The sequence below is a fragment of the Methanobacterium sp. genome (assembly GCF_038562635.1).
Classification (GTDB): domain Archaea; phylum Methanobacteriota; class Methanobacteria; order Methanobacteriales; family Methanobacteriaceae; genus Methanobacterium_D.
Genome location: NZ_JBCFBO010000005.1, coordinates 1 through 22944 on the forward strand (window position 1 = coordinate 1; position 22944 = coordinate 22944).

At 29.0% G+C, this 22944-nt stretch carries 24 protein-coding genes; 2 read left to right on the forward strand and 22 right to left on the reverse strand.

Translation table 11 applies throughout. The annotated features are described in order from the left end of the window. Window positions 1-1284 precede the first annotated feature (1284 nt). The 5 genes from AAGU07_RS16175 to AAGU07_RS16195 form a co-directional block, all read right to left on the reverse strand. On the reverse strand, window positions 1285-2895 hold the full coding sequence (locus AAGU07_RS16175) for an SIR2 family protein (protein WP_342460120.1): 1611 nt from the start codon (window positions 2893-2895) through the stop codon (window positions 1285-1287). A gap of 1766 nt (window positions 2896-4661) precedes the next feature. Then, entirely contained in the window at window positions 4662-5666 is a 1005-nt protein-coding gene (locus AAGU07_RS16180; RefSeq protein WP_342460121.1) for a hypothetical protein, read from the reverse strand. A 634-nt stretch (window positions 5667-6300) separates the two neighbouring features. Beyond that, window positions 6301-7050, reverse strand: a complete 750-nt coding sequence (locus AAGU07_RS16185; RefSeq protein ID WP_342460122.1) for a site-specific DNA-methyltransferase — start codon at window positions 7048-7050, stop codon at window positions 6301-6303. An 11-nt stretch (window positions 7051-7061) separates the two neighbouring features. Beyond that, on the reverse strand, window positions 7062-8585 hold the full coding sequence (locus tag AAGU07_RS16190; protein WP_342460123.1) for a hypothetical protein: 1524 nt from the start codon (window positions 8583-8585) through the stop codon (window positions 7062-7064). Between the two features lie 10 nt (window positions 8586-8595). After that, window positions 8596-8799: a helix-turn-helix transcriptional regulator gene (locus AAGU07_RS16195; RefSeq protein ID WP_342460124.1), complete on the reverse strand. Its 204-nt coding sequence runs from the start codon at window positions 8797-8799 to the stop codon at window positions 8596-8598. 594 nt (window positions 8800-9393) lie between these two features. On the opposite strand from AAGU07_RS16195, the gene AAGU07_RS16200 reads away from it, so the two are divergent. Beyond that, window positions 9394-9912, forward strand: coding sequence for a hypothetical protein (locus tag AAGU07_RS16200; protein WP_342460125.1), 519 nt, complete (start codon window positions 9394-9396; stop codon window positions 9910-9912). Between the two features lie 234 nt (window positions 9913-10146). Continuing rightward, window positions 10147-10848, forward strand: coding sequence for a hypothetical protein (locus AAGU07_RS16205; protein ID WP_342460126.1), 702 nt, complete (start codon window positions 10147-10149; stop codon window positions 10846-10848). Window positions 10849-10959: 111 nt separating this feature from the next. Here AAGU07_RS16205 and AAGU07_RS16210 read toward each other — a convergent pair whose 3' ends face one another. From AAGU07_RS16210 to AAGU07_RS16290, 17 genes are all read right to left on the reverse strand, one after another. Continuing rightward, entirely contained in the window at window positions 10960-11565 is a 606-nt protein-coding gene (locus AAGU07_RS16210) for a recombinase family protein (RefSeq protein ID WP_342460127.1), read from the reverse strand. 692 nt (window positions 11566-12257) lie between these two features. Then, entirely contained in the window at window positions 12258-12419 is a 162-nt protein-coding gene (locus AAGU07_RS16215) for a hypothetical protein (RefSeq protein ID WP_342460128.1), read from the reverse strand. A gap of 388 nt (window positions 12420-12807) precedes the next feature. Continuing rightward, on the reverse strand, window positions 12808-13083 hold the full coding sequence (locus AAGU07_RS16220; RefSeq protein WP_342460129.1) for a hypothetical protein: 276 nt from the start codon (window positions 13081-13083) through the stop codon (window positions 12808-12810). A 44-nt stretch (window positions 13084-13127) separates the two neighbouring features. Beyond that, window positions 13128-13373 (reverse strand): hypothetical protein, encoded by a 246-nt coding sequence (locus AAGU07_RS16225; protein WP_342460130.1) that lies wholly within the window; start codon window positions 13371-13373, stop codon window positions 13128-13130. A gap of 287 nt (window positions 13374-13660) precedes the next feature. Continuing rightward, complete coding sequence (locus AAGU07_RS16230; protein ID WP_342460131.1) at window positions 13661-14509, reverse strand: amidohydrolase family protein; 849 nt, start codon at window positions 14507-14509, stop codon at window positions 13661-13663. 59 nt (window positions 14510-14568) lie between these two features. Beyond that, window positions 14569-14910, reverse strand: coding sequence for an immunoglobulin-like domain-containing protein (locus tag AAGU07_RS16235; RefSeq protein WP_342460132.1), 342 nt, complete (start codon window positions 14908-14910; stop codon window positions 14569-14571). Between the two features lie 282 nt (window positions 14911-15192). Further along, window positions 15193-15393 carry a hypothetical protein gene (locus AAGU07_RS16240; protein WP_342460133.1) on the reverse strand — a complete coding sequence of 67 codons (201 nt, stop codon included), beginning with the start codon at window positions 15391-15393 and terminating at the stop codon, window positions 15193-15195. A gap of 43 nt (window positions 15394-15436) precedes the next feature. Continuing rightward, the gene (locus tag AAGU07_RS16245) at window positions 15437-15682 is read right to left on the reverse strand and encodes a hypothetical protein (RefSeq protein WP_342460134.1); all 246 of its coding nucleotides are present in this window, start codon (window positions 15680-15682) and stop codon (window positions 15437-15439) included. A gap of 286 nt (window positions 15683-15968) precedes the next feature. Next, the gene (locus AAGU07_RS16250; protein ID WP_342460135.1) at window positions 15969-16145 is read right to left on the reverse strand and encodes a hypothetical protein; all 177 of its coding nucleotides are present in this window, start codon (window positions 16143-16145) and stop codon (window positions 15969-15971) included. 332 nt (window positions 16146-16477) lie between these two features. After that, window positions 16478-16678 (reverse strand): hypothetical protein, encoded by a 201-nt coding sequence (locus AAGU07_RS16255; RefSeq protein ID WP_342460136.1) that lies wholly within the window; start codon window positions 16676-16678, stop codon window positions 16478-16480. Window positions 16679-16822: 144 nt separating this feature from the next. Further along, window positions 16823-17206, reverse strand: coding sequence for a hypothetical protein (locus AAGU07_RS16260; RefSeq protein WP_342460137.1), 384 nt, complete (start codon window positions 17204-17206; stop codon window positions 16823-16825). Between the two features lie 256 nt (window positions 17207-17462). After that, window positions 17463-17855, reverse strand: a complete 393-nt coding sequence (locus AAGU07_RS16265) for a hypothetical protein (RefSeq protein WP_342460138.1) — start codon at window positions 17853-17855, stop codon at window positions 17463-17465. Window positions 17856-18073: 218 nt separating this feature from the next. After that, complete coding sequence (locus tag AAGU07_RS16270; RefSeq protein ID WP_342460139.1) at window positions 18074-18673, reverse strand: hypothetical protein; 600 nt, start codon at window positions 18671-18673, stop codon at window positions 18074-18076. Between the two features lie 281 nt (window positions 18674-18954). After that, window positions 18955-19665, reverse strand: coding sequence for a DUF4367 domain-containing protein (locus AAGU07_RS16275; RefSeq protein ID WP_342460140.1), 711 nt, complete (start codon window positions 19663-19665; stop codon window positions 18955-18957). Next, a complete protein-coding gene (locus AAGU07_RS16280; RefSeq protein WP_342460141.1) occupies window positions 19655-20191 on the reverse strand; it encodes a sigma-70 family RNA polymerase sigma factor in 537 nt (178 codons plus the stop codon). Before AAGU07_RS16280 ends, AAGU07_RS16275 begins: the two co-directional genes overlap by 11 nt. Before the next feature lie 707 nt (window positions 20192-20898). After that, the gene (locus tag AAGU07_RS16285) at window positions 20899-21495 is read right to left on the reverse strand and encodes a hypothetical protein (protein WP_342460142.1); all 597 of its coding nucleotides are present in this window, start codon (window positions 21493-21495) and stop codon (window positions 20899-20901) included. A gap of 616 nt (window positions 21496-22111) precedes the next feature. Next, on the reverse strand, window positions 22112-22606 hold the full coding sequence (locus AAGU07_RS16290; protein ID WP_342460143.1) for a hypothetical protein: 495 nt from the start codon (window positions 22604-22606) through the stop codon (window positions 22112-22114). Window positions 22607-22944 lie beyond the last annotated feature (338 nt).

The window sequence follows — 22944 nt, forward strand, 5'->3', positions numbered from 1 at the left end:
TGATAAATGTTTCATGAACCGCATCTTCAGAAAGATATTCATCATTTAAGATTTTGTTAGCCACATAAAACAATAGTTGCTTATATTTATAATATATTTGTTCAAATTTATTTTTTTCTTCTTCTGTATCTATTAGGTTTAAATATATTAGCATTTCTACCTCTTGTTCGAATTAATTTTGAATCAGAGATTCCAAATTCATGATGTTTAAAGTATAATTTGTCTTATAACTTATTTTTGCTATTAATTTAAAAGCAGATTTCATAATTCCTTTTCACTTCTAGTATTTCTAAGTTTACTTTCCACTTTTATCCTTAACTTAATAATATTATTTTCTTTTAAAAATAACAACTTAAAAATTTCAAAGGGTACTACTGGCATCATTTTTTAGCGACATATTCGCATAATCAAAAGCCCTATAATGAATAGAATATGCAATTTCCGACATCTATTTAAAGATACTTTTTTGAAAATTGCCCAGAAGGGATAAAAACATATATTATTTTACTTATATTTTGTAGCAAAATCAAAAAACTAAAAAGACACCAACCTGTTGCAGCCAGTGTCTTTTATCAATTGGTTAATTACATATTGCTTACTTCTTCGTGCTCATGTGCTTCTTTATATTTTAAGCGAGTAGCTTTACCTCCCCAAGTAATAGGATGTAATATGTAATTAACACTTTTCTGTAATTTCAATGTTTTAGCGATATATTGTTTTTATTTATTAACTGCATTTTATATGCTTTTACAATAAAAAATGTCCCAAAAATGTCCTAACTTTATATGGATCACTGCTGTAATTAAAGTTTATTTTACCTTGTCAATATTTTCATACCTTAAATCTCATTTTAAAGGCTTGTGCTATGACTTAGCAATTTATGCATTTTTATTTCAACCTACATGATAACATCTTGCGCCTTTTGTGGCAATAAATTTACTAGGTAACATTCATTCAGTACAAGCATATAATACAATACATATGGCCACCTCTTTTGACGATAATATTGGACTAGTAGTTAAACAGTCATTACATGAGCTGGCTGGGATAAGTTTAAATTAAAAAGGGCAGAACCTACACCTTGGTGTGTGGCTGCCCTAATTGATTTTGGTTAGTTTTATGCATATTTATGAATACATTTTCACAAAAATTCGCTTGACTTGTGTTCATTTTATGGTATAATGAACACATAAATAGCAAAAGATAAAGCACAAGATGTATGAACCAAATGGATTACGACCTTTTCAGGAAGCATGAACTTTGGGGATTACATCTTCTTTATTTTTAAATATTTGAATACATTTTAAAGTCATAAAGAGCTATTAATTTTTTGAACGATGCTAGATTGCTATTATAGGTATCTTTTTTATAATGCTTTAAAATGAATTTATGTAATTCTTCTGCACTTATGTTGCTAGCATATTTTTTTATATTAGATATTTGTTTGATCATATGATCAGGATATTCATTTTCTATTTCTTCAATTGTTTTAAAGTTAGCTTCTTTATTTACATAATTCAATTCCCCCTGGTTAGGAGAAATGTTATTATAATCTACTATTACTTTGTATTTTTTAGGTATTTCATCATTACTCATTTCCAATTTCCTTAAATATTTATATATCGGTAAATATGTTGTTCCCGCAATACTTCTTATATTCCTAAAGGTTTTTTCAATTAATTTTTTATTAATCAGATAAGGCCTATTGTCGAGTATTATATCCTCTAATATGTCTTCTATTGTAAAGTAATCAAAACCAATTTGTGAAATTGTATCTGCACTTCCTACATAAATTGCTGCTTTATCATCTTCAATATCAGGACTGTTTATGTTTCCAAAAATAATGTTATTTTTAGTTTCCACCGAATACACATATTTACACACCATGTCTTGCAACTTTCTCATTAATTTAACAGGAATAGAAGATTCGATAATATCCAAGCAATTATAAAAGGAAGAATAGTCTACCAATACTAATTCCGTCATACTTATCCGTTTATTATCAAATGTCATTTCTTTTTTTCTAATAAATTCTTTTCCATCATTAGAACGTGTTATAAATATAAAGTTATTTTTTACTTTGTCTAACTGTTGAGCATTTAAACAAATTGAAATTTCTTCTAGTAATTTCAGTATATTGAGATCACCCATTCCATACCCAATGAATATTATTGGATGCTCAACAAATAAAGTTAATAACTTCGCTGATAAATATTTCAACTTTTTATCAAAATAATCATAATCTTCTTTCGTTAGCACCATAGAGTTTGGAAATTCTATACTACCGTGAATTTTAAATATTTCGAATATACTGTTAGTATTTGATAATAACATATTATCTTGTCCTACTAAAACTGTGAAATCAGAAAATATTTGTTCTAAAATAGTATCATAATTTGTTGTAATGATTCCTGCTATTTTATTACGGTTTTTAGAAAGAATCTCAATTTCATTAAAATCTTTAGCTTCAGTATTTATAGTTAAACTTTCAACTTGTCTTGAAATGTAATATTTAAATGGATCATATTTATTATCCAAAATTAATTTTGACTCATCTTCAGAAAATGCTTTTTTTTCAAAGTCATCATCTTCATAAAACATTGTATTAAATTGATTCTGTAATATTGTAGCTAACTGCGGATTTATGTAATACTTTTTTTGATCTTCTTCTATGTCTGGAATTACATCCTTCAAGGCATACTCAATTTTCTGTTTCAACTTTTGATACCTTAACCCTCCACCATTATTCATCATACTCCAGGCATTAAAAAGCAAATCATCCCACGATGGAGCAGATGAATAGCGCATTGAAAGTCCCGTTCCTACAAATAAATATGGTAATTGAGTAAATGAAGAAACTATATCACAGATATCTTGTTTTAGTTTATCCTCCATATCTAATACCCCCATAAATTTACTTATATTTTATAACAAAATAAAGACCTTGTCAAAAAATAAAAAAGCCTGAGCCTTTTAGCACGGCTCTACTTCTTGATTTGATATATCTTCAAATAATAAATTCTTTACTCAAGTAATTTCATAGCTGCTTCAATATTTTTTGTCAATATTAATCCAAAATTATTAAAGTTATAATTTGTTGGTTAATATTTTCCATATTTTAAATTTTTTAATATAATTTTAAGACTTGTTTGGTAACATTTTCATAAAGGATTTTGGAGGGTATTAATCATATGTTTACACCAGATAATTATTATGTAGAGTACGCAAAAATTTCAAGACTTATAAGCAACAAAATTTTACTTATTATATCATTAACATATACATTTCTTATCTTTACAATATTAAACAATTATAAGCAGAACTCATCAATTGACGTAATATTTAAATATACTTTATTATTATTAATCATTTTATTCATCCTAAAATATTTCATGAATCATTATAAATTTAAAAAATTAATTTCTCTAACGGGCGATAAAACAATTAACGCTCATAATTATCGTTCGAAACTAAATAGTTACATAATTAAAGAACTTGATACCGTCTTATCTGAAAACAATATTAATAAAGACATATACGAAAGATTTTATAGAGATCAACTTATTACATTTAGTAAAAATAGTAAATCAATATTAGGAGAACATGCATATATTTCATTTGTATTAGGCTCTTTGTTTGTTGCTTTCCTGCAGGGTGCGTTTAATATTCAGGACACATTTCAGGGTATAATTGTAACTTTTTATGCCTTATTTATTTTTTCAATACTCATAATAATTGTAATTTTTCAATTCAAACAAGAAAGAATTAGCAAATATAATGATATATGTGATTTAATTTATTTTACTGAGTTCATTTTTTCAAAACAAAATACAATTTAAATAAAAGATCAGGCAGTATAATTTTGACAAGAAATATTTGTGGATTATTTGGAGAATAAACACTCAAAATAATACCTAAAAAATACAAAACGATAATGTATAACAAAATTATAAAACATTGACTTATCAATAGTTACATCAATATACAAAAGCTACCAAAATGACAATTTTAGACTTCGAATCTGTTCGTTGGGGTTCGGATCCCTCATGGCTCACCAATTGCAGTGGTTTCAAGGGCCTAATGCAAAGTCAAAAAATGCATTTAGTGAATATTTGGCCACATGGAAAATATTAATAATAAAAAGAACTTACTTTTCTATAAGGCAAGTTCTTTTTATATGCTTTGCTTTTATCCATGTTATTATTTATCAAATAACTTTCTTAATAATTTGATAATATAATATATTGCTTGTATAAAAAACATTGAGCTCATAAGGGTTAAACTAATAACCGTCTTCTGTAAAATTAGTATGCAATTCAGCAAAATGCTTATGTCTAAATAAAGATAAACCAAATTAATTATAATTGATATTACACTTAGAGCTAATGAGGCAATGATAGAAAAATAATATTTATTTAAATACTTGTGTTTTAATAATCTTTCTATACGCTCATTTGACAATGCGCTTATCAATACACTGATTGCTGTAAATAGGAAACCAGCAATAATAGAATTATAACCAGTTAAGTCTATTAATATAGAATCAGACAAAATAAATAAATTAAATTTATAAAATATAATTAAACCTAATATACAGAATGCTGACAGAATAATATTTGCCGAATAAAACCTCCACAGTTCCTTTAAGCCTTTCAAACTAATCATCCTTTCAAGCTTTTTAGCAACTCCATTCTCATGTCCATATACTTAATATGCATTGTTTTTTCAACTTCTAATTGCCACGCAATCTCGTTTTCAAAGTTAAGTGTAGCTTTTGATATGAATTTATTATCTAAAAAGTTGTATTCCAACATTTTTTCATCTTCGTTCTTTGCTTTAGCAGAAACTGATAAGTTGTAACCATTCCTTTTATCTGTAAAGTTCTTTAAATTATTATAAAACACCCTAATTACATTTTTATCTTTGAAAACATCTTTACTCCTAGTGCCCTTTAATTCCAGAGTTAAATCTAAGCTTTTTAAATTTCTTAAAGCATCAAACTCTTCCTCTTTTAGGCCAAACACTTCTGAGGATAGTGCATCATCAGGTGGTAATGATACACTGTAATTTAGTGTATTTACTATTTGTTTGCCCATCAACAATGCTATGCAATCCAATGATACTATTGGTTCAATATCTATAATGTAATCAGGATTACCCATTAAACTTGTCAGCATTTTCAGCTGCCGAATGCCAGGAGCACTTTGAAAATTTAAAAAAGCTATTGTCACAACCTTTTTTTCACCTACTTTTTCAAAGAACAGATAAAAGTAGGTGAAGCTTTCAAAAATTTCATCAATGCTTTTTTCAAGATCCTTTGGCTCCAAAGTCGTTTTGTTCCTACGTTGATAATTAATTATATTCCTCTCTTCCCCTATTTTTCCAAAAATATAATTAATATTTTCATCAATTGGACATAATTTTATATTATTTATGTTGTTAATCGATGTTCCTCTATTGATAATTTCTATAGAGTATTTATCATCGGTTCCAAAGGATAATGTATTAAATTCATTTATATGATTACTTAACACATTAACAAGTTCCTTTTTAAATAATTCTAAATCTTCGCACTTCTTTTGCAACGTACCATCTGGATTTTGAACACCAGTATTTGATGCAAATTGTAACTCATAAAAGTAAATAGTTACATCTTTTTTAGCCATTGCGTAGCCCCCCATTTATTTATATGACTCAATTATATATCTGCAAACATTTTCTGTCTACAATATATTACATAAAATGCCACTAAAGTACTTGTATCATAATAAACTAGCAGCATACATTTATAGGATGCTTACGGCTTTCTAATCTCCAGTCAATATTAAACTTATGATTCTTCGCATTTTTTCATTTTCATGTTCAAGTTTTTGACATTCCACTGTCGACATCTTGTCAATCTTAACCTCTTAAATTCCTAAAACTATAATACAGTTATAAATGCAACAATATAAATAATAAATTAATTATTTTATAAGAAAGTTCTCTTACAAATTTATGCAGAGTATTCAAACTTTTACAACAATATTTTTATTTATCTTTATACTATATCTTATCCTTGCGCCAGCTTTTCATTTCTAAAAAATAATATGATTTTTTATTTCTTATGCAAATTAAAACATATTGTTATTCCTTTCTTTTATACGAGTTGATTATCTGTACCAGCTTATATTCCCCTTCTTCAATTTTCTGTTCCAGTTATACCAACTTGGTCTCAATGTATATCTCCTTTTGATAATGGGCAAAATAAAAACACCCAGACTATTACGTTTGAGTGCTTCTACAATAGGAAAATCAAGGTCAAAGCGTTATTCGCTTCACACCCAATCTTTTTTCCATTATCTGAATATAGTCCTCATTTATATCACACAAGATGCTTTTCCTTTCGTTCTTTAGAGACGATGCACCTGATGTTCCCGAACCAGCCATTGGATCAAATATTGTGTCTCCGGCTTTTGTTGCCATTAAAATGAGTTTGTCAAATACAGCCTCAGGCTTTTGAGAAGGGTGCCCTGTTTGCTCCTTTTTACCAACAAAGCCAATATTGAGCGGCACTTCGATTACACTTGGTGGCCCAGGAACAAATCTCATTTTACCGGCTGCAAACTTTTCCTTTTGTTCCGGATTAAGAAAGTGTTCTGGGTGTAGAGAATATCCCTTCCTCATAAATTGTAGGCATGCGTTTTGGCTTGAACGCCAACCCCTTATAACAGATGGGCAATTTTTATAGTACCATGTCAACCATGCCGACATATAAAATCCTTCTGGTGAATATCTGACATATGGCCCAATCACTTCTGGAAATCCCCAAAGATAGAGAAGTTCAGATACTTCACCGGAATCATTGAGCAATTTTTGTATAAAGTAATCATATTCTTCCGTGGGAAGTACACCACCAAACCCTTTATTGTACCAAGGGTCAAGCATTGTACATTCCACATGAATATTTGCATCCTTTAATAATGCGATGGAGTCAAATACATCCATAGGAGGTAGAATGACTACACCATCTTTTTCTAATGCTTGATTTATTGTATATTTATTCGTCACTAACTATCTCCTTATTTTGTCTTAATAAAACCCTTATCTAACAGCCACTGAATGTCATTAAATGGGGCTATTTTTGTGCCCCAAAGTGTATCCAGCGTAGGGATTGCATTTAATGCAGCTTCAATAAGATCTGCCTGCGGTAATCCCCATGCAATTTTGTAACCTGCTACAATCAAATAGCCTGCTCCTTTATCATCGGGGATTGGTTGTCCTAGATTAGCGATCAAATCCAATAAGCAGTACTTTCTGACTATATCAATCCGATCTGGTTTTATTGATAGTTGCCCATTTTCAGAAAGTAAGATGCAACTGCTTCTAACAGCCTTATCAATCGCCATCAAAATTTCGTCGGTTGAATATCCTTCTAGGAGAAGAATTTCTGTAACATCGGCTCTATTTCCTGATGTCCTTAAAATGGCATGTTCTATTTCCAACGCTGTCAAGAAATGAATGTCCTGTAGTTCTCTTCGCAATTTAATTGGTGCCGTTTTAATCTGAATGAAATCCTTTGTGGTAGGCTTTGCAAGCATCTTACGTAAATCACCGTTAAGAGATGAAAAATAGCCTGCACCATCTAGAAATTCTATAAAAACAGCTTGTGGGTATTTCCTTAATGTCACCTCTCTGGAGCTATCCGTCTGGTCAACAACTTTGTGAGAAACGCTGCCTGAATCGCCCGCGTAATACTGGCTTTGTATAAATACCTTTGCACCGTCTTTTCGAGACTGGAAAGGTATAATAAAATCATACTTGCGTTTTTTAATTGTGTTATCAGCTGGAATGCCTTCTAACAGCTCGCCAATTTCCACATCTTGAGTATTGAAATCCTTTCCAGCTTCCAATCCCCAATCTGCCATATATGTTCTTAGAATTGTCTCTGGAATATGACCTTGTGTAGCAGTTATTGAACCCCTCGACTGGAAAATAACAATGGAACTAATGAGAGAGTCGGCATTTCCCAAGACCTTTTGGGAGATATATGAACTTCCCAAGCTCCATAACTGTTTCGCATATATTTCATCTGAAATTATCAAATGGAAATAGCTAGCGGTGAATACTTTTTGGTACTCCTCCTGCCCTGATAGTTGGACTATGATCTTCGTTACGTCACCTAATGATAGTGTGCGCGGTAATGCTTTATTCCTCCATTGTCCACTTACAGTTTTCTGTGGATAGTTTGAAAGATTATAGGTATTTGTAAGCAATAACGGAAACTGGCATTTCAGATTATTGTCAGTTTTTCCAGTAGCCAGCAACAGAACATTGCAAATACTGTCTAATGCTTCTTTGGCCTGTGGTCCATCTTTTCCAGCTATGTACACAATAGCGTTACTTGCAAGAGATGTCGAAGAGCAAGATGAGATGTCTTTGAAATTACCTGTTATTTCTGCAAGCAAGTCAAAACCGTTTTTTAATAGCTCCAAATTAATCTTAAACTGCGGTGTATCTCGAATTTCACCCAATGATGGTGTTACCCATAAATCAAATTCTGATAATTTTTCATCTAATGATGTTTCATAACTATTCAGTTTCATGGTAATCCTCCTATGCATCTATAAATTCAAAGATGTCTCCAATTTCGCAATGTAGTAGTTTGCAAATCTTTTCAAGACTTTCCAATGAAACTGCTTCTCCATGCCCCATTCGAGCAAGGACATTAGAACTAATACCTGCCATTACTTTCAAATCAGTACGTTTCATTTTTTTATCAATTAACAGCTTCCATAGCTTATCATAGCAAACCGCCATATAAGAACACCCCCAAACCAAAGCGGACACCCATTCATGAAATTATATCACAGCAGCTATGCTTTTACAATTTATTATTGATATTTCGTGTTCAAAAATCACTATATAATGATTTTTTACCAATTTTCTCTTATTGGCCTATATGTTATTAGTATATGTTTTTTGCTCAAACGCCCTTAAATTAGATAGTATTTTTTGTTATCCAACTGATCAGAAAAGCCGTACCGTTTTCTCGTGCAAGCTAGCTGTCTGCGGTGTTACACATTACACGGAGGGAGGAAGTGGATAGAAGACACATGAACTTCATTCACCACTTTGGCTATAGTTTCAATAACGGCGATTTTTGATACATGTTTTATAAAACATAATTTTCAGTGTTTTTCTATTTTTGAATTGTATCATATAACGCTTCATAATTTATTGTAATTATGAAATATTTTTGATACTATATACTTGTATAGGAAAATTAAGGATACTTGTTACTAAATAGTAGTATATATGTGGGTCGATGAATTGCTTAAACTTTTATGTATGGATATAAACCTCCCATTATGTTTAAGATGAACAAAATATAGTAAAATAGGAGAAATTAGCATGAAGAAAATAATGAGTTCATGGCATGTTGGTGTTGCCGCAGAAGCCTATGCAGCTGCATTATTTGCACGCTGTGGCTATGATGTTTCTGTTCAGTATGGGGCAAACCAACCAGAATATGATATTATCGTTGTTAATGGTAATCAGATGTTAAAGATATCTGTTAAGGGTAGCCAGGACGGAGGTTGGGGGCTAACGCAGAAATACAAGAAAGTCAACTGTACATATCACGAGGCAACGGCAAAATGGCTTTCTGCGCATCATAAGGGGACAATATTTTGCCTTGTACAGTTCATAGATGTTGCTATAACTGATATGCCACGAGTATATCTTGCTACGCCAGACGAAATTGCTGAGAGGCTAAATGCATCTGCTGTTGGGCGAGGTGAGACAATCTTATATGAAAATCACGTGTGGAGTAAGCAGGCAGTTGGATACGGCACCATTGATAAGATTCCAGATACTTGGAGATTTTCTAAAGAACGTGTTCAGGAATTATTACTCAAGTTTGGAGTTTAATAAAAAATAATATTGAAGTAAGAGTAATGGTATTAATTAAAAATGACTGAAATTATTGAAAGAAGAGCTAAATAAAAAACTATGGGCGAGTTGTGTCTATAAAGCTTATCGGGTTGATTTGGAACTGGAGTCAAGTCAGTTAGGAAAAGATTTGGTAGATACTTTAGGATATTGTAATGAAGGATATGAAAATTAGTTCATTTGATCATCCAACCAAGAGAGGAGTGAAGGACATTGATTATAGAGAAGATTGTGATTGATAAGTTAGCTGAAAATGATATTGATACTTTTGAAGTGGATACTTCAGATTCTCAACTCGAAACACTAATTACACTTAAGAATAGTAATGTTGAAGAATTTCTCCGGTTCATTAAATCCCATAATATTACAACCGTGTTTTACAACAAGGCATTTTATGATCCTGATATCTTTAAAATAACAGATCAAGTGATTAGCAGATTAGATGATGACTTACTTAAACTATTGGCCTATGAAATAGATAATTACAACATTCAAATAGATGATATTGATTTTTCAAGACCTATTCAAATAACTTACTTTGCATTATATCAAGGGCAAAAAGTTGGATTTTTTGAAAGTGATTATTGGCATCTTGATGAAGGATTGTTACTGGGAAAAGAAAAATATTTGGATTTGATTGAATCCTATGAATGTGCCATTGATGACGTGCTTGAAAGACGCAAAGAAACTGAAGAGAAACTTAAATCAGATTTGGAAACCTTAATATATGAAGATGAGCAGTTTTTGTTATGCACAAACCAAAGACTTCGATTAAGTTATATACAGCAACTGTTAAATAAAAAGAATTTGGTGCAATATCGGGAATTATTTACGCATGGTTCAGAGTTCATTAACCCTCGTACAGCCCAAAACTATATTGACTTAGTTTGGAAGAAGTTGAAAGTTTCAAATTAGTTGCAAATTTGAACTTTGCAAAAGGGGAAGTGTAATGTTCGGATGGCTATGGTGGGCTTCACTCGAACGCTTTTATTTTTTGTAAAAATAAATACCAAAAAAGAAAGTAGCTTATTTACTACTTTCATATTCTTTAACACGTCTATAAAATGTACTTTTTTTCATATCTAACATTTCTATGGCTTTAACTGCAGTTAATTTTCCCTTCTTCCAATCATCATAAACATTTTTAAGGTTTTCATTGACTATCTTTTTCCTACCTTTATACAATCCTTTACTTTTTGCTATTGCAATACCTTCTGCTTGACGTGTTTTTATCTTAATGCGTTCTTTTTCTGCCATATAGGTTAGCAATTCAAATACTATATTTGCTATTAGTTTCTTTTCAAGATCTGATTTATTTTTTGTATTTAATATCGATGTATCTAATACAACAATTTCAATTCCGTTAGATTGGATTTCCTGCCATTCATTTTTTATCATATCCATATTTCTTCCTAAACGATCTAATTCTTTTATGACTAAGGTATCTCCATCTCTGAGCAAACTATTTTTCAATGTCAGATATCCGTTTCTATTAAAGTCTTTACCACTAACCTTATCTTCAATAATATCTCTTTCATCAACTCCATATTCTAATAATGCTTGTTTTTGTCTATCAGTATTTTGTTCTTTACTACTAACTCTTATGTAACCAAATATTTTATTTGCCATCATTTCTTCCCCTTTACGTAATTATACTAAAATACTAGCATTATGTTCCAATAGAATCAAGATGGGTCATGATACGTTTCATAATTGACTTTTGGTAGTTATCTGGGACGATTTTCTTATAACTTCTGTCGTTCCATTGAGGTATACTCCAATTGGAAGATTAATTATTAACTAATTTTCTTGCATTTGCAGAATTTACAAGGTTGCTAAAATTACTGGGATAAGTTAATCTACTTTGATCAGAGAGCCCAGGTGTAGAAAAGCAATAACCCTTGATTATTAAAGCTGCTTAGAATACTTTTAAAATACTTATTAATAAAAAAATAAAGGAAATCAAATAAATTTCCTTTATTTTTTACGCCATTTCTATCTTACATGAAAAGCGCCCAGACGAAGCCCACAAAATACATCTATAACAATTTTAACAAATATTTTATTAAATTAAAAGTACCTATAAAAAGTTAATTAAAATAAGATATCCAATTATTACCCTTTTTTCCCAAATGTGAAATACATGATAGTGATTATAAAAATTATGGAGATTATAAAAGACAATTATCTTTTTTTGTATAATATAATTCGTTGAACCCTCCTTCCAATAGAGACAAATTACTTCTATTAAGTTCCGTTTCTACCCAATATTTCTTTATACGCAATATTATGATGATTCAACGTTATAATGAATATTTTCTTAGTTATTTTTTATTGTTGCTATCTGAAAAATATCCATACAATACAAGGAAGATTCCTATTATTACCAATAGTGCAGTTACTACTCCTATCCCAATAAATAAGGATAATATAATAGCAACTAATATAATAGATATTCCTAAAAGCATATCTTTTACTTGATTCATACAATTCAATCACCCTTTAAAATAAAAATATCAAAAATACAATAAAGCCGTAAACTATATAGTTCCAATTTTTACTTTTCGAATTTTTTTGTACAATAAAGTTGTAAACTGGATAAAATAATATTAATCTATTTTGAAATTTATACATTCTATTTATATAGTTTAACACTGTTTAAATTTTTTTTGGTAATCTTTTTAACTTGTGTTTTATTATCCTATAAAACGTTTTTTATTAGCATTTTTCAATTAATCTTATTTTTCTTAATATAGATATCTAAGGCTTTTAATAATCTTAACATTGTAATAGATATTAATACATAAAAAAGCACACTTGCAATCATCGATATAATCGCTAAAAAAGGCATTTCTATCCCCCCTAAAAAATATTTTATGTATAGAATAAACACTCTTTAATTTTATTAAATTTTCCCCTTTGCATATAATAGTAATTTAAAAGTACCAACAAGTCAATTATTAACATCTCATCAGAGCCATCCAGATAAAGATAAATACCGTTCTTGATATAATAAGAACTTAAGGATGATTTAACCATTAAATTAACATTATTTAAATTTACATCTGTAAAAAAAGAATCAGAATTATTACAACCAACTGTCATTAATAAAGCAATTAATATAACTACTATAAAAATCCCTTTCTTCATTTTTTGTCTCCTTATTTAATACAGGATATTTGATATCATACGTATTAAATATTAAAAAGTTTTTTGATTCTATCAGTACCAACTACCAGAACAATTCCATAAATAATGACAGCTATAGTTATCCAGATTGCAAAAGAAATTGGGATATCGCTTGCATAGTCTATAGCTTGACTTTTCCATGAACCTTTTTGCATATCTAGACCCTGTATAATTTTCAATCCGTATAATTGTAACGATAAAAGTAAGCTCCCCAAAATAATTGCCAAACTAACAACTAATGGCTTGTTCATATAAACCCTCCTTGTACAAACTAAAAATTGCTTTTTCCATATTTTATTACTTATGTGACGCTATATTCGAAAACTGCGTCACAATAAGTGATTCACCAAAATTATATCAACCGTTTTTCAAAACGTTCAATTATCTTTTCATGCCACTTAATTTTAAATTAATGCTTAGTTCGCTTTATTTTACTGTTGAACATAATTCTATTTCAAATACATTTACTATGGAGAAAAGATTGAGAGCACTAAATATATGAAATAAACAACTTATAGTTATAATTAAATACTATTTGTTATAGATTTAATATATTAGATATATTTTTATAAGCTATTTGGTTTATTTCATCTTGTGTAAAATCCATTTGATCTAAAATATCAAAATATTTTTGGTAGCTGAATTCCGGGAAGTCAGTTCCAAATATTAATCTCTCTACCCCGAACTTTCTTAATATATTATTTGTAATTTTTATTCCATAAAGTTCTACTAACTCAACTATTGTAACAGAAATGTCTACCATATCAACTGCTCTAATGGCATCCATGTACCTCATACCACCAAGGTGTGCTGTTATGAATTTTATGTCTGGAAAGATTTTTATCATTCTATTTATTTTATCAGGTGAACTCATATCGTAGAAACCTGGTCCCCATGGGTAAGAGTGATACATAACTGGTACATTTAATTCAGCTGCTTTTCTTAAGACTGGAATAAGCCTTAAATCGTCAGCTGGTATATTTAAATTACTTGGATGTATTTTTAAACCTCTTAATCCTAAATCTTTTATCGCATGTTCTAACTCTTCAGCCCCCTCATACATCCCATAGGCATCTTTTATTATTAAATCTGCAAAGCCAAATAGTCTATCTGGAGCTTTACTTACAATGCTTGCTATAAATTCATTAGTTTTGTTCATGTCGTAAAATGTCTTTGAATCGTTTATAGGTAATAACAGCGCTTTCTCTATATTAAATTGATCCATATTTCCTAATAAGATATTAACATTTGCTTTTGACCATGAAGCGGTTTCTCCATAGTTTTTTATCAATTCCTGTCTTTTTTCTTCAGGTATAACATGAACATGAGCATCAAATTTTCTAACTATATTCCAATATCCCATAATTACATTCCTCTCACTTTTCATATTTTTTTCTTTATTAAGTTATACAAATTATAATTTTCAACATAATGTGTTTACAGATACTATTCCAAGTTAAATTCTGCAGCAAGCATAAAAAACGTGCTATATCCTGTTTTGCTGTTATATTCAGAGAATTCCTTTATAATTCGATATCGGCCTTTAGATAAAGTGCCGTATCTATCCGTCCAATTTAAATCATTTATTACCGGTACATCCAGTGTATAGAAATAAATCTCGGCGGTGATAGAATACGATCCATCCTCTTTTAACCAGTACCACTTGCTGTCCCGCTCTACTTGCAGTTTATAATCAGCAACATTGCCGCTACCAATTTCTTTATCTGTGGTATTAATTACCTCTATAGATATGCTTCCTGGATAACTGGTTCCCTCTACCACGTTCATGGTAACACCATCAAAAGTATTAACTTCACCAACAAACTGTTCCCCGACTTTAATTTGATTAAAACAAGCAGTCAAGAAAGACATACAAATCAGCAATAAGATTATTCACCTTCTAAGCACAAATTAACACTCCTTTCTTTTATGTTTAGACTGAAGTCGGTATAGTAAGTTTCTAAAATTCCTATTTATCGATATGACATTATTTCCAATTGGTTTGAATCATTCGTAACATTTTAAAATTTCGATATATAAGTTTTGTAGGAAAATACTTATAATCATTCGTTAGTTAAAAGCATGTGTAGTTACTCCAGCTAAAATAATTAAAAGAGAAATGGCCGCAGTCAATAAGTTTTTTCTAGTAGCATTTTTATCTTTTATAATTTCAACAAGACCATTAGAAAAAGAAAACACGAGTATAAATGGCCAAATAAACCAAGTCCAGTGATAGAAAACTCCAATTCCTTTCATAAGTCTAATTAGCATTTTGACCCCTCATTGTTCTTTATCAATATTTGAATCATACATATTAACTATTAAATAGTTTTTTAATTCTATCAGTACCAACTACCAGAACAATTCCATAAATAATTACAGCTATAGTTATCCAGATTGCCAAGGAAATTGGGATATCGCTTGCATAGTCTATAGCTTGACTTTTCCATGAACCTTTTTGCATATCTAGACCCTGTATAATTTTCAATCCGTATAATTGTAACGATAAAAGTAAACTCCCCAAAATAATTGCCAAACTACCAACTAATGACTTGTTCATATAAACCCTCCTTGTACAAACTAAAAATTGCTTTTTCCATATTTTATTACTTATGTGACGCAATATTTGAAAAATGCGTATTACTTATTGCAAATTAAATCATAGTAAAATTTATCTAAAGTTCCTTCTGCTTGGTCGAGAATTATTATATCATATAACTTTGATAAATTAGACGTTCTGGATCTGTGTCAATATAAGGTTAATTAATAAAATAAAAATTATTATAACTTTAAGGATTGCTTTCAAATATTTACCTTATCAAATGCCTAGTAAAAGTTTTTCAACTTTATTTCTTAAAATGTTCACTTTTTTCGTAATATTTTATGTAAGCCAAAAGAAAAAGGACAGCTAATAAACTTGTTGCAGATAATCTAATGTAAGTAGAAGCAATATTGTCAATTTGTAATGTAGATTCAATTATATTAAAAACAACAAGTAATCCAATCACTGTTGGAATTCTCATTTTATCTTCTTGTTTATTATAATTACTAAATTTTACATTTGCTAATTTTAAAATTAAAATATACCCTTTTATTAAAAATAAATATAAAGGATAAAGTAAAATAATATAAACTATAAAAATGATTATGTTATTAATGCCAAGCTTTTCACTTGTAATATTAAATAAATTCAGCCCGCTCACTATCAAGAAATTTAATGAGAACCCCAATACTAATATTAAAATATAATTTGTTTTTTCTCGATTATCAGTTTTAATATGAACCACCACATATCTATTTTAACTTATTCGCTTAATTCTACTTATGCGTTTCAATATAAGAATATAGTGACATATCATTGATTTCGATTTTTTCTTAACTCTTTTAATATTGGTGATGTTGATATTCCTACAATTGCCGAAAGATAAAGAATAGAAAATATAATCGCATAATAGTAAGAAAACTCAACCTGCCCTCCATCAAATATACTTGAGCTTATAACTGCCATTATAAAGCCTAATATGTATATGCATATTCCCAATACTAATGGATTCATCTAAATTTCTCCTTTTAAGTTAATTGTTCACCAAATAAAATTAATTGCTATAGTCGTAAAACATTAAAATTGTGTCGTAATATTTAAATAATGTCTATTTAGCTAAGCATTTAAATAAACGTTAAGTGTCAACAGCCCCTATCATCACTGACCTCTGTCAAGAACTTTAATATATAAACCATTAATAAATAAAATACTAATAGTAGATAATACAGCTATAATAAGAGCAGCTATTCGATACATTGAATCTGGAATAAAATTATTAAAAAGAAATACAATTATTGTTATAGGAATGCCGATTCGATACCACTTTGTTGTTGATATTTTCAATATATCTCCATCTTTAACTTCTATTTCATTGCTCTTAGTTCCAAATTGAGTGGCTTTTATATAAGCTTTATCATTGAGAAGCTCAACTTCAACCTGTTGATTTACCTTTACACTTGCAACCTTTTCTCCATTCAATTTTATTTGAACTTTTGTTAAACTTCCAATCCATCCGGTGCTACGTTTTATTATAATTGACATGTCTACCTCCTTACTTTTGTTTAAATACATATCTATTAGTAAACATAGGTTAATTACACATAATCCTAATCATGCGAACTTCAATTATTGTTAACTGTTAAAATTTGTAACCTATATTTTAGCTCTAATTATTCCATATTATATTAGACTGCTTTCAAAATAATTTGTTCAATATTTTGAGATTGTTTTTCATGTAGCAACAAGACTTGCACTACATGACTATTGAAGTTTTTTCAGACCCACTTTCTCAATTTCGTCAGTCTATCATGCCGCTTATAAGCATCCTGTTAATTTTAATTGCATCCTCACGATTATTGCATGGTGCTGCAATTCTTTGTGTAGAACTTCTTCCAGATTCCAATGGCACAATAGTAATCATAGAAAACTTTTTGTCCATACAAATATGCCACCAAACCGTGTTGCTGTCAAAATGTTTTAAGAGAGAATCCGGATGAAAACTCCATCCTTTGCCTTCTTCAAAATCATCTAAATGCAAATTATTGGTATCCCGTAAATAACTGAATAATAATGGTTTTGTGATTTCTATATTTGAATTATCTATAGAAATATTGCCTACAAAAGCTTCTGGCCTTAACCATGTATCCTTGCTTATCATACCACTTATTACAACCTTAACAGATTCAGTCAATTCAGGATTATCATTATCGAAGTATATTCCTTCATATTCATAATTAATTTCTGTTGGAGCATAAATGGTTGATTGAATAAATATGGTTCCGAAAAATATAACTATAATACATGATTAAAATTATTATTGTTTTAAACATATCCCCATTCCCTTCACTAGACTACTTTACTCATTTAAAAAGTGCCTATTATTGCAGCGTTTTGCTTTCTTCCCTTCTTCTATTGTATATTATCCTGTAAATTATCATAAAATGTTATTGTTACAACATATGAATTATCATACTGCTCAAATAGATTAGGATTCTTCATGAAATCCTCAATTTGATTTGTTTCTATGGGCTTTATATTTTTAGATTTTAGAATTACAGCCAGGGGAGTAGGCTCGCCGATTATAATTTCATGAGTTCTGTTTAAATACAAAATTCTTTCGGAAAGAGCATCAGAATACAATTGTTTTTGAATTGAAGATAAACTGAATTCCGATTCAACTGCAATTCTTATTTGATCCGTTTTATCTGATATTGCAATTCTTCCTTTTAAAGATTCTGAATCATTGCTAAAACTTAAGAGCGTTTCCGTCTTTGGATTAACTGCATTAGAATAATCTGTAAATCTAATATACGCACCTCTTATATTTCCGCTAATTGAGTAATTAAATAGGTTAGGGTTCATATCGCTAAACAAACTAATCATGCTTCTTTCTTTTTCAGTTAACTTCTCAGGCGAAACATACATTTCATCACCGCCTATATTTACTTTTGAGCTGCAGCTAGTAAAAATGAGAACAACAACTAGCAAAAACAAAAATTTTATTTTCATAATCCCTCCTGCTATGGATCTAATTCCTATCAACATATTATTTAGCTATTTTTATTTATATAAATCTTTAATGCTTTTATATGCAATATTAAAGCATATACCCCAAGGCATACTAAAAAAGCAATAATAATAAATTGCATAATAGGTAGCAAGTTTATTAATGAATTCATATAATCCTTCTCCTTTTTCAAATAATATGCAAACCTTTTGCCCTGGTCTTTACTGTAACCAGCAAAATATAACAACTATATTTTCCTTAGAAAGAATCGGTACATATTACACTATAAATCAATTGATTTAGCTATTCTTATAAATTCTTCATTAGTCAATTTATCGTCATTGCTGCTAATTACAATTGAATTTTCATAGAATTTAAATACCAAAATTAATGTCCCTGGCTTTCTAAAAATATATCCATTTTGATTATTGATTGTAATATCATATCTTTCACAGTTTTCTGTATCTACATTGAAAACTGTTTCGCTATCATAAAGTGTGATGGCAATCATATTGTTTTCTTGATTGTAGTAAGTTAGAGCATATGAACTCGCTGATTTAAATTCATCATTTTCTAAATATCCTACGGGTATGTAACCTACTTTAAAAACCATAAAAGGTTTTTCTTCTTTAGGCATAAATGAAGCATGTGTATCAAAATTTTCTATATAATAATTTAATACCTTTACCCTAAACGCATCTACTGTAGTAAAAGATATAACAAAGCCAGATGATATTACAAAAATAATTACAGCTGCCTTAATTAATGTTTTTTTAACATTGTTGTAATTTTTGACATTTTGCTCTTTATTAGACTTGTCATTAATAATTGCTGAAATACGTTTATCTAAGTCATCTTGTAGTGGATTAACTATAGTTTCATCATTTTGCAGCTCATCAAATAATAAACTATCCTTCTCAACTAAAGAAGTTGCAATCTTCCTTAGAAGAAAATCTTCATTAAGTTCATTGTTTATGTAATTATTATTTTTCATAGATTTCACCACCTTGTAACCTTTCTTTCAACATATCAATGGCTCGCTTTTTATACATTCTGATGCTATTTGCACTGATGTCTAATAGCTCTGCAATTTCCTCATAACTTAATTCCTCATATACATACCTGAATTTTATGATGGATTTATACGGCTCTGGCATATAATCCAGGGTTTCTTCTACTATTGAGTATTTATCTTGAAAAAAATCATTATTTCTGCTGTCTGCTATAACTTCTTGTATATCATCGTAATTTATATGTTCTTTTTCCTTACTTTTGTAATTTATATACGAATTTTTAACTATACTTAACAGGTATGATTTAATCTTGTATTTTCTAATCTTTTTAATTAAATCTAATTTTTCTATGATTTTTACAAAAGCAATAGATACAACATCATTTGAAATTTCATAGTCATTTGAAAGCTTATATGCATATTTCCACATGGTCTTGCCATAAGTATTATACAGATCTGTTACCAGTTCTACACCAATACCTTCTGATTCTGATTTTTTATAAAACATTCCCCGCTACCCCTTCAACGTAAATTAAATTATTACCTAATTATATCATGTAAACGTTAGCAATTGAATTATTATTTATCCCTATACTATATAGACAATTTTACTGAGTCATTTTGTAACATTATTTCAAAAAGTTCTTACAATTTTTTTAAAACAATTTATTTAGCCACAAAATTAAAATAATGAGTAGAATAAATACTACTCATCATTTCAAGCCTTAACCATAAGCTACTTTGAATTTCCATTATGTAAAAAACAATGTGAATTTACATTCTCGCCCGAATACTTTATAATAACTTAATATAAAACAACTTGGAAGAAATAATATATGAAAATACTACTTAAAATCATAATTTTTTTAATAACAATTACATATTTTTTCATCTCAAACAAAACAATATATGTTTCAACTTTAAAATATTACAGCTTATTTAGATATATCTCTGATGACAGCGAATCTTTAATAAGTTTAAACAGATATTTTATAAATTATAGGATTATAATTAGGTATCTTAGAATTCACCTAGTTGCAAGCTCTATATTATTAACGTTCAATTTCATAAATGAGATATCTCCAATAGTTCATATTATTAAAATTTCTATAGCACTTGTTGTAATATTAATAATATGTGACCTTTTATCGTTTGAAGCGAGATTAGAGGCCTTAGAAGATAAAATATACAAGACATACTATCGCATTAAATAATCTATTGACTTGTTATATTGTCAATGTAGTCATCTTTCATAGATGCGCTTATAACTAAACCCTTATCTACTCCTGTAAACAAATCTGACTTTATAACCAAATAATTATCAGTGTTGAATAACTGATAAATATGCTCTTCTTCATGAGAATTTCTAGATATTAAGCTTTTACTGTCTTCATTAATACATAACTTTATTCTCATTTTAAATTCATATTCTCCCAACACAATGGGCTTTCCATCTTCATTGTATGTTTCAATAAATTGTTCCGCATACTTTGAATATGTATCTATTAATGATTCAAATTTATTGTTATTATGGTTAAAAACAATATAATTGTCCAGATTAATATACCTGCAACAATATGGGATTATATTAAACCACCCTCTGCCAATTTCAAATAACCATTCAATAATGTCAAATGCTTTCTTTTTCTCAAGTAATTCTTTATTATAAAGATCATTCAATAAAATTATATCTGCAGCATCCACACCAACTATAAGTGTATGATTTTCTAAATATACTCTTTTATTTGTACAAGTTACATCGACAATATAACCAAACTCTTCTTGGGAATCACACCACAATTCTAAATTCATAACTACCCTCCAATAAATTTCTACAAAATATATGCAAATAAGCGAATACCTATTAATAGTAAAAAAAATGAACCAACCATTTCAATACAATAAGTAATAGCACAATAACCATACCAACAAAAATTATTGCTATAAAGGTCCTGGTTAAAGAATTTTAAAAGAAATCTCCTGACAATTTCTTGCCACCACCGACTGATCCTAGTAACTATCATATAGCCGTAATTATTCCATAAAATAAATAGAATTATATAGACAATTAACCCTAGAAAAAACCAAAGTATGTTATCTAAAAAGAATTTACAAAATTGATAAGTAACAAACATCATCAATATACCTATTGCAAAAAAACCACTCCCATCCGAATTTATCATTTTACACCTCCAAAATATTTTCTTATGTAAATATTATCAAATATAACATCGGAACATAAGCCCCCCTGTTTTATGATAATAATAAACCTTATCAATTGATCAATTTCTGATCAAATAAAAATGTTTGGTTGTAATACTAAATATTACAACCAAACATTTTTTTCTAAAGATTAAGTTTAAGAATCCCTATTACTTAGTGTGATAGTGCGCAATTTTTGAATTATATGAATTAAATAACCAAAAAGTTAAAATCCGAATAAATAGAAATTTTGTTGTAAAGTAAGTTTAACACCTTGAAGTTTCACTACCACATCATTGCCTTCAATTATCAAATATCCATCATCCTTAAAAGTATATTTTGCAATGAGATTATCGGTTACCATTTCTTTATTATTATATCTTTCAACATATCCTATATCTGTTGTATCAGTTAATTCAACCCTATATGTACCTGGAATTAATTCTTTATCAACCATAAATATTTCATAATTATTTTTTATAATTTGTGATGAATTTACTTCTAAATGTACTTCTGCATTTTTAATTGAATTATACTGTAATACTATTGAATTATCTCTTCCTTCATTATAACCAAATATACCTACAACAAGAATTAATGCTATACATAGTAAAACAAATAACTTATATTTAATAGTAAAATTTCTATAATTATTGAAATAATTTGAGTTATTTTCGGTTATTGAGTTGATTTTATGACCATTTTCTTTATAGTTCTTCATTTCATATCCCCTTAAAAGAATATTCTTTGTTATATATAATGTAATATTATATTTCCCCAAAATTAGCTCATTATTAAAATAATATCTCAGAACTATTTAATAATATCCTTATTTTAATTGTTTTGGAATTTCTTATTGATACGGTGTAAAATTGTTGACTTTAAAATTCTATTAAATGCAGTATTTCCAAGTATAATTCTTAATTACAAGAAAAAGTTAGAGACCTTATTCTGATTTTCGTATTCAGTTCTTGCTCACCTCTTAAATCTCCCTAATTGGATCTATTGTGTATTCATAGTAAATTTCAAAGATTTCATCAATTTTGTCTTGGTTATCTC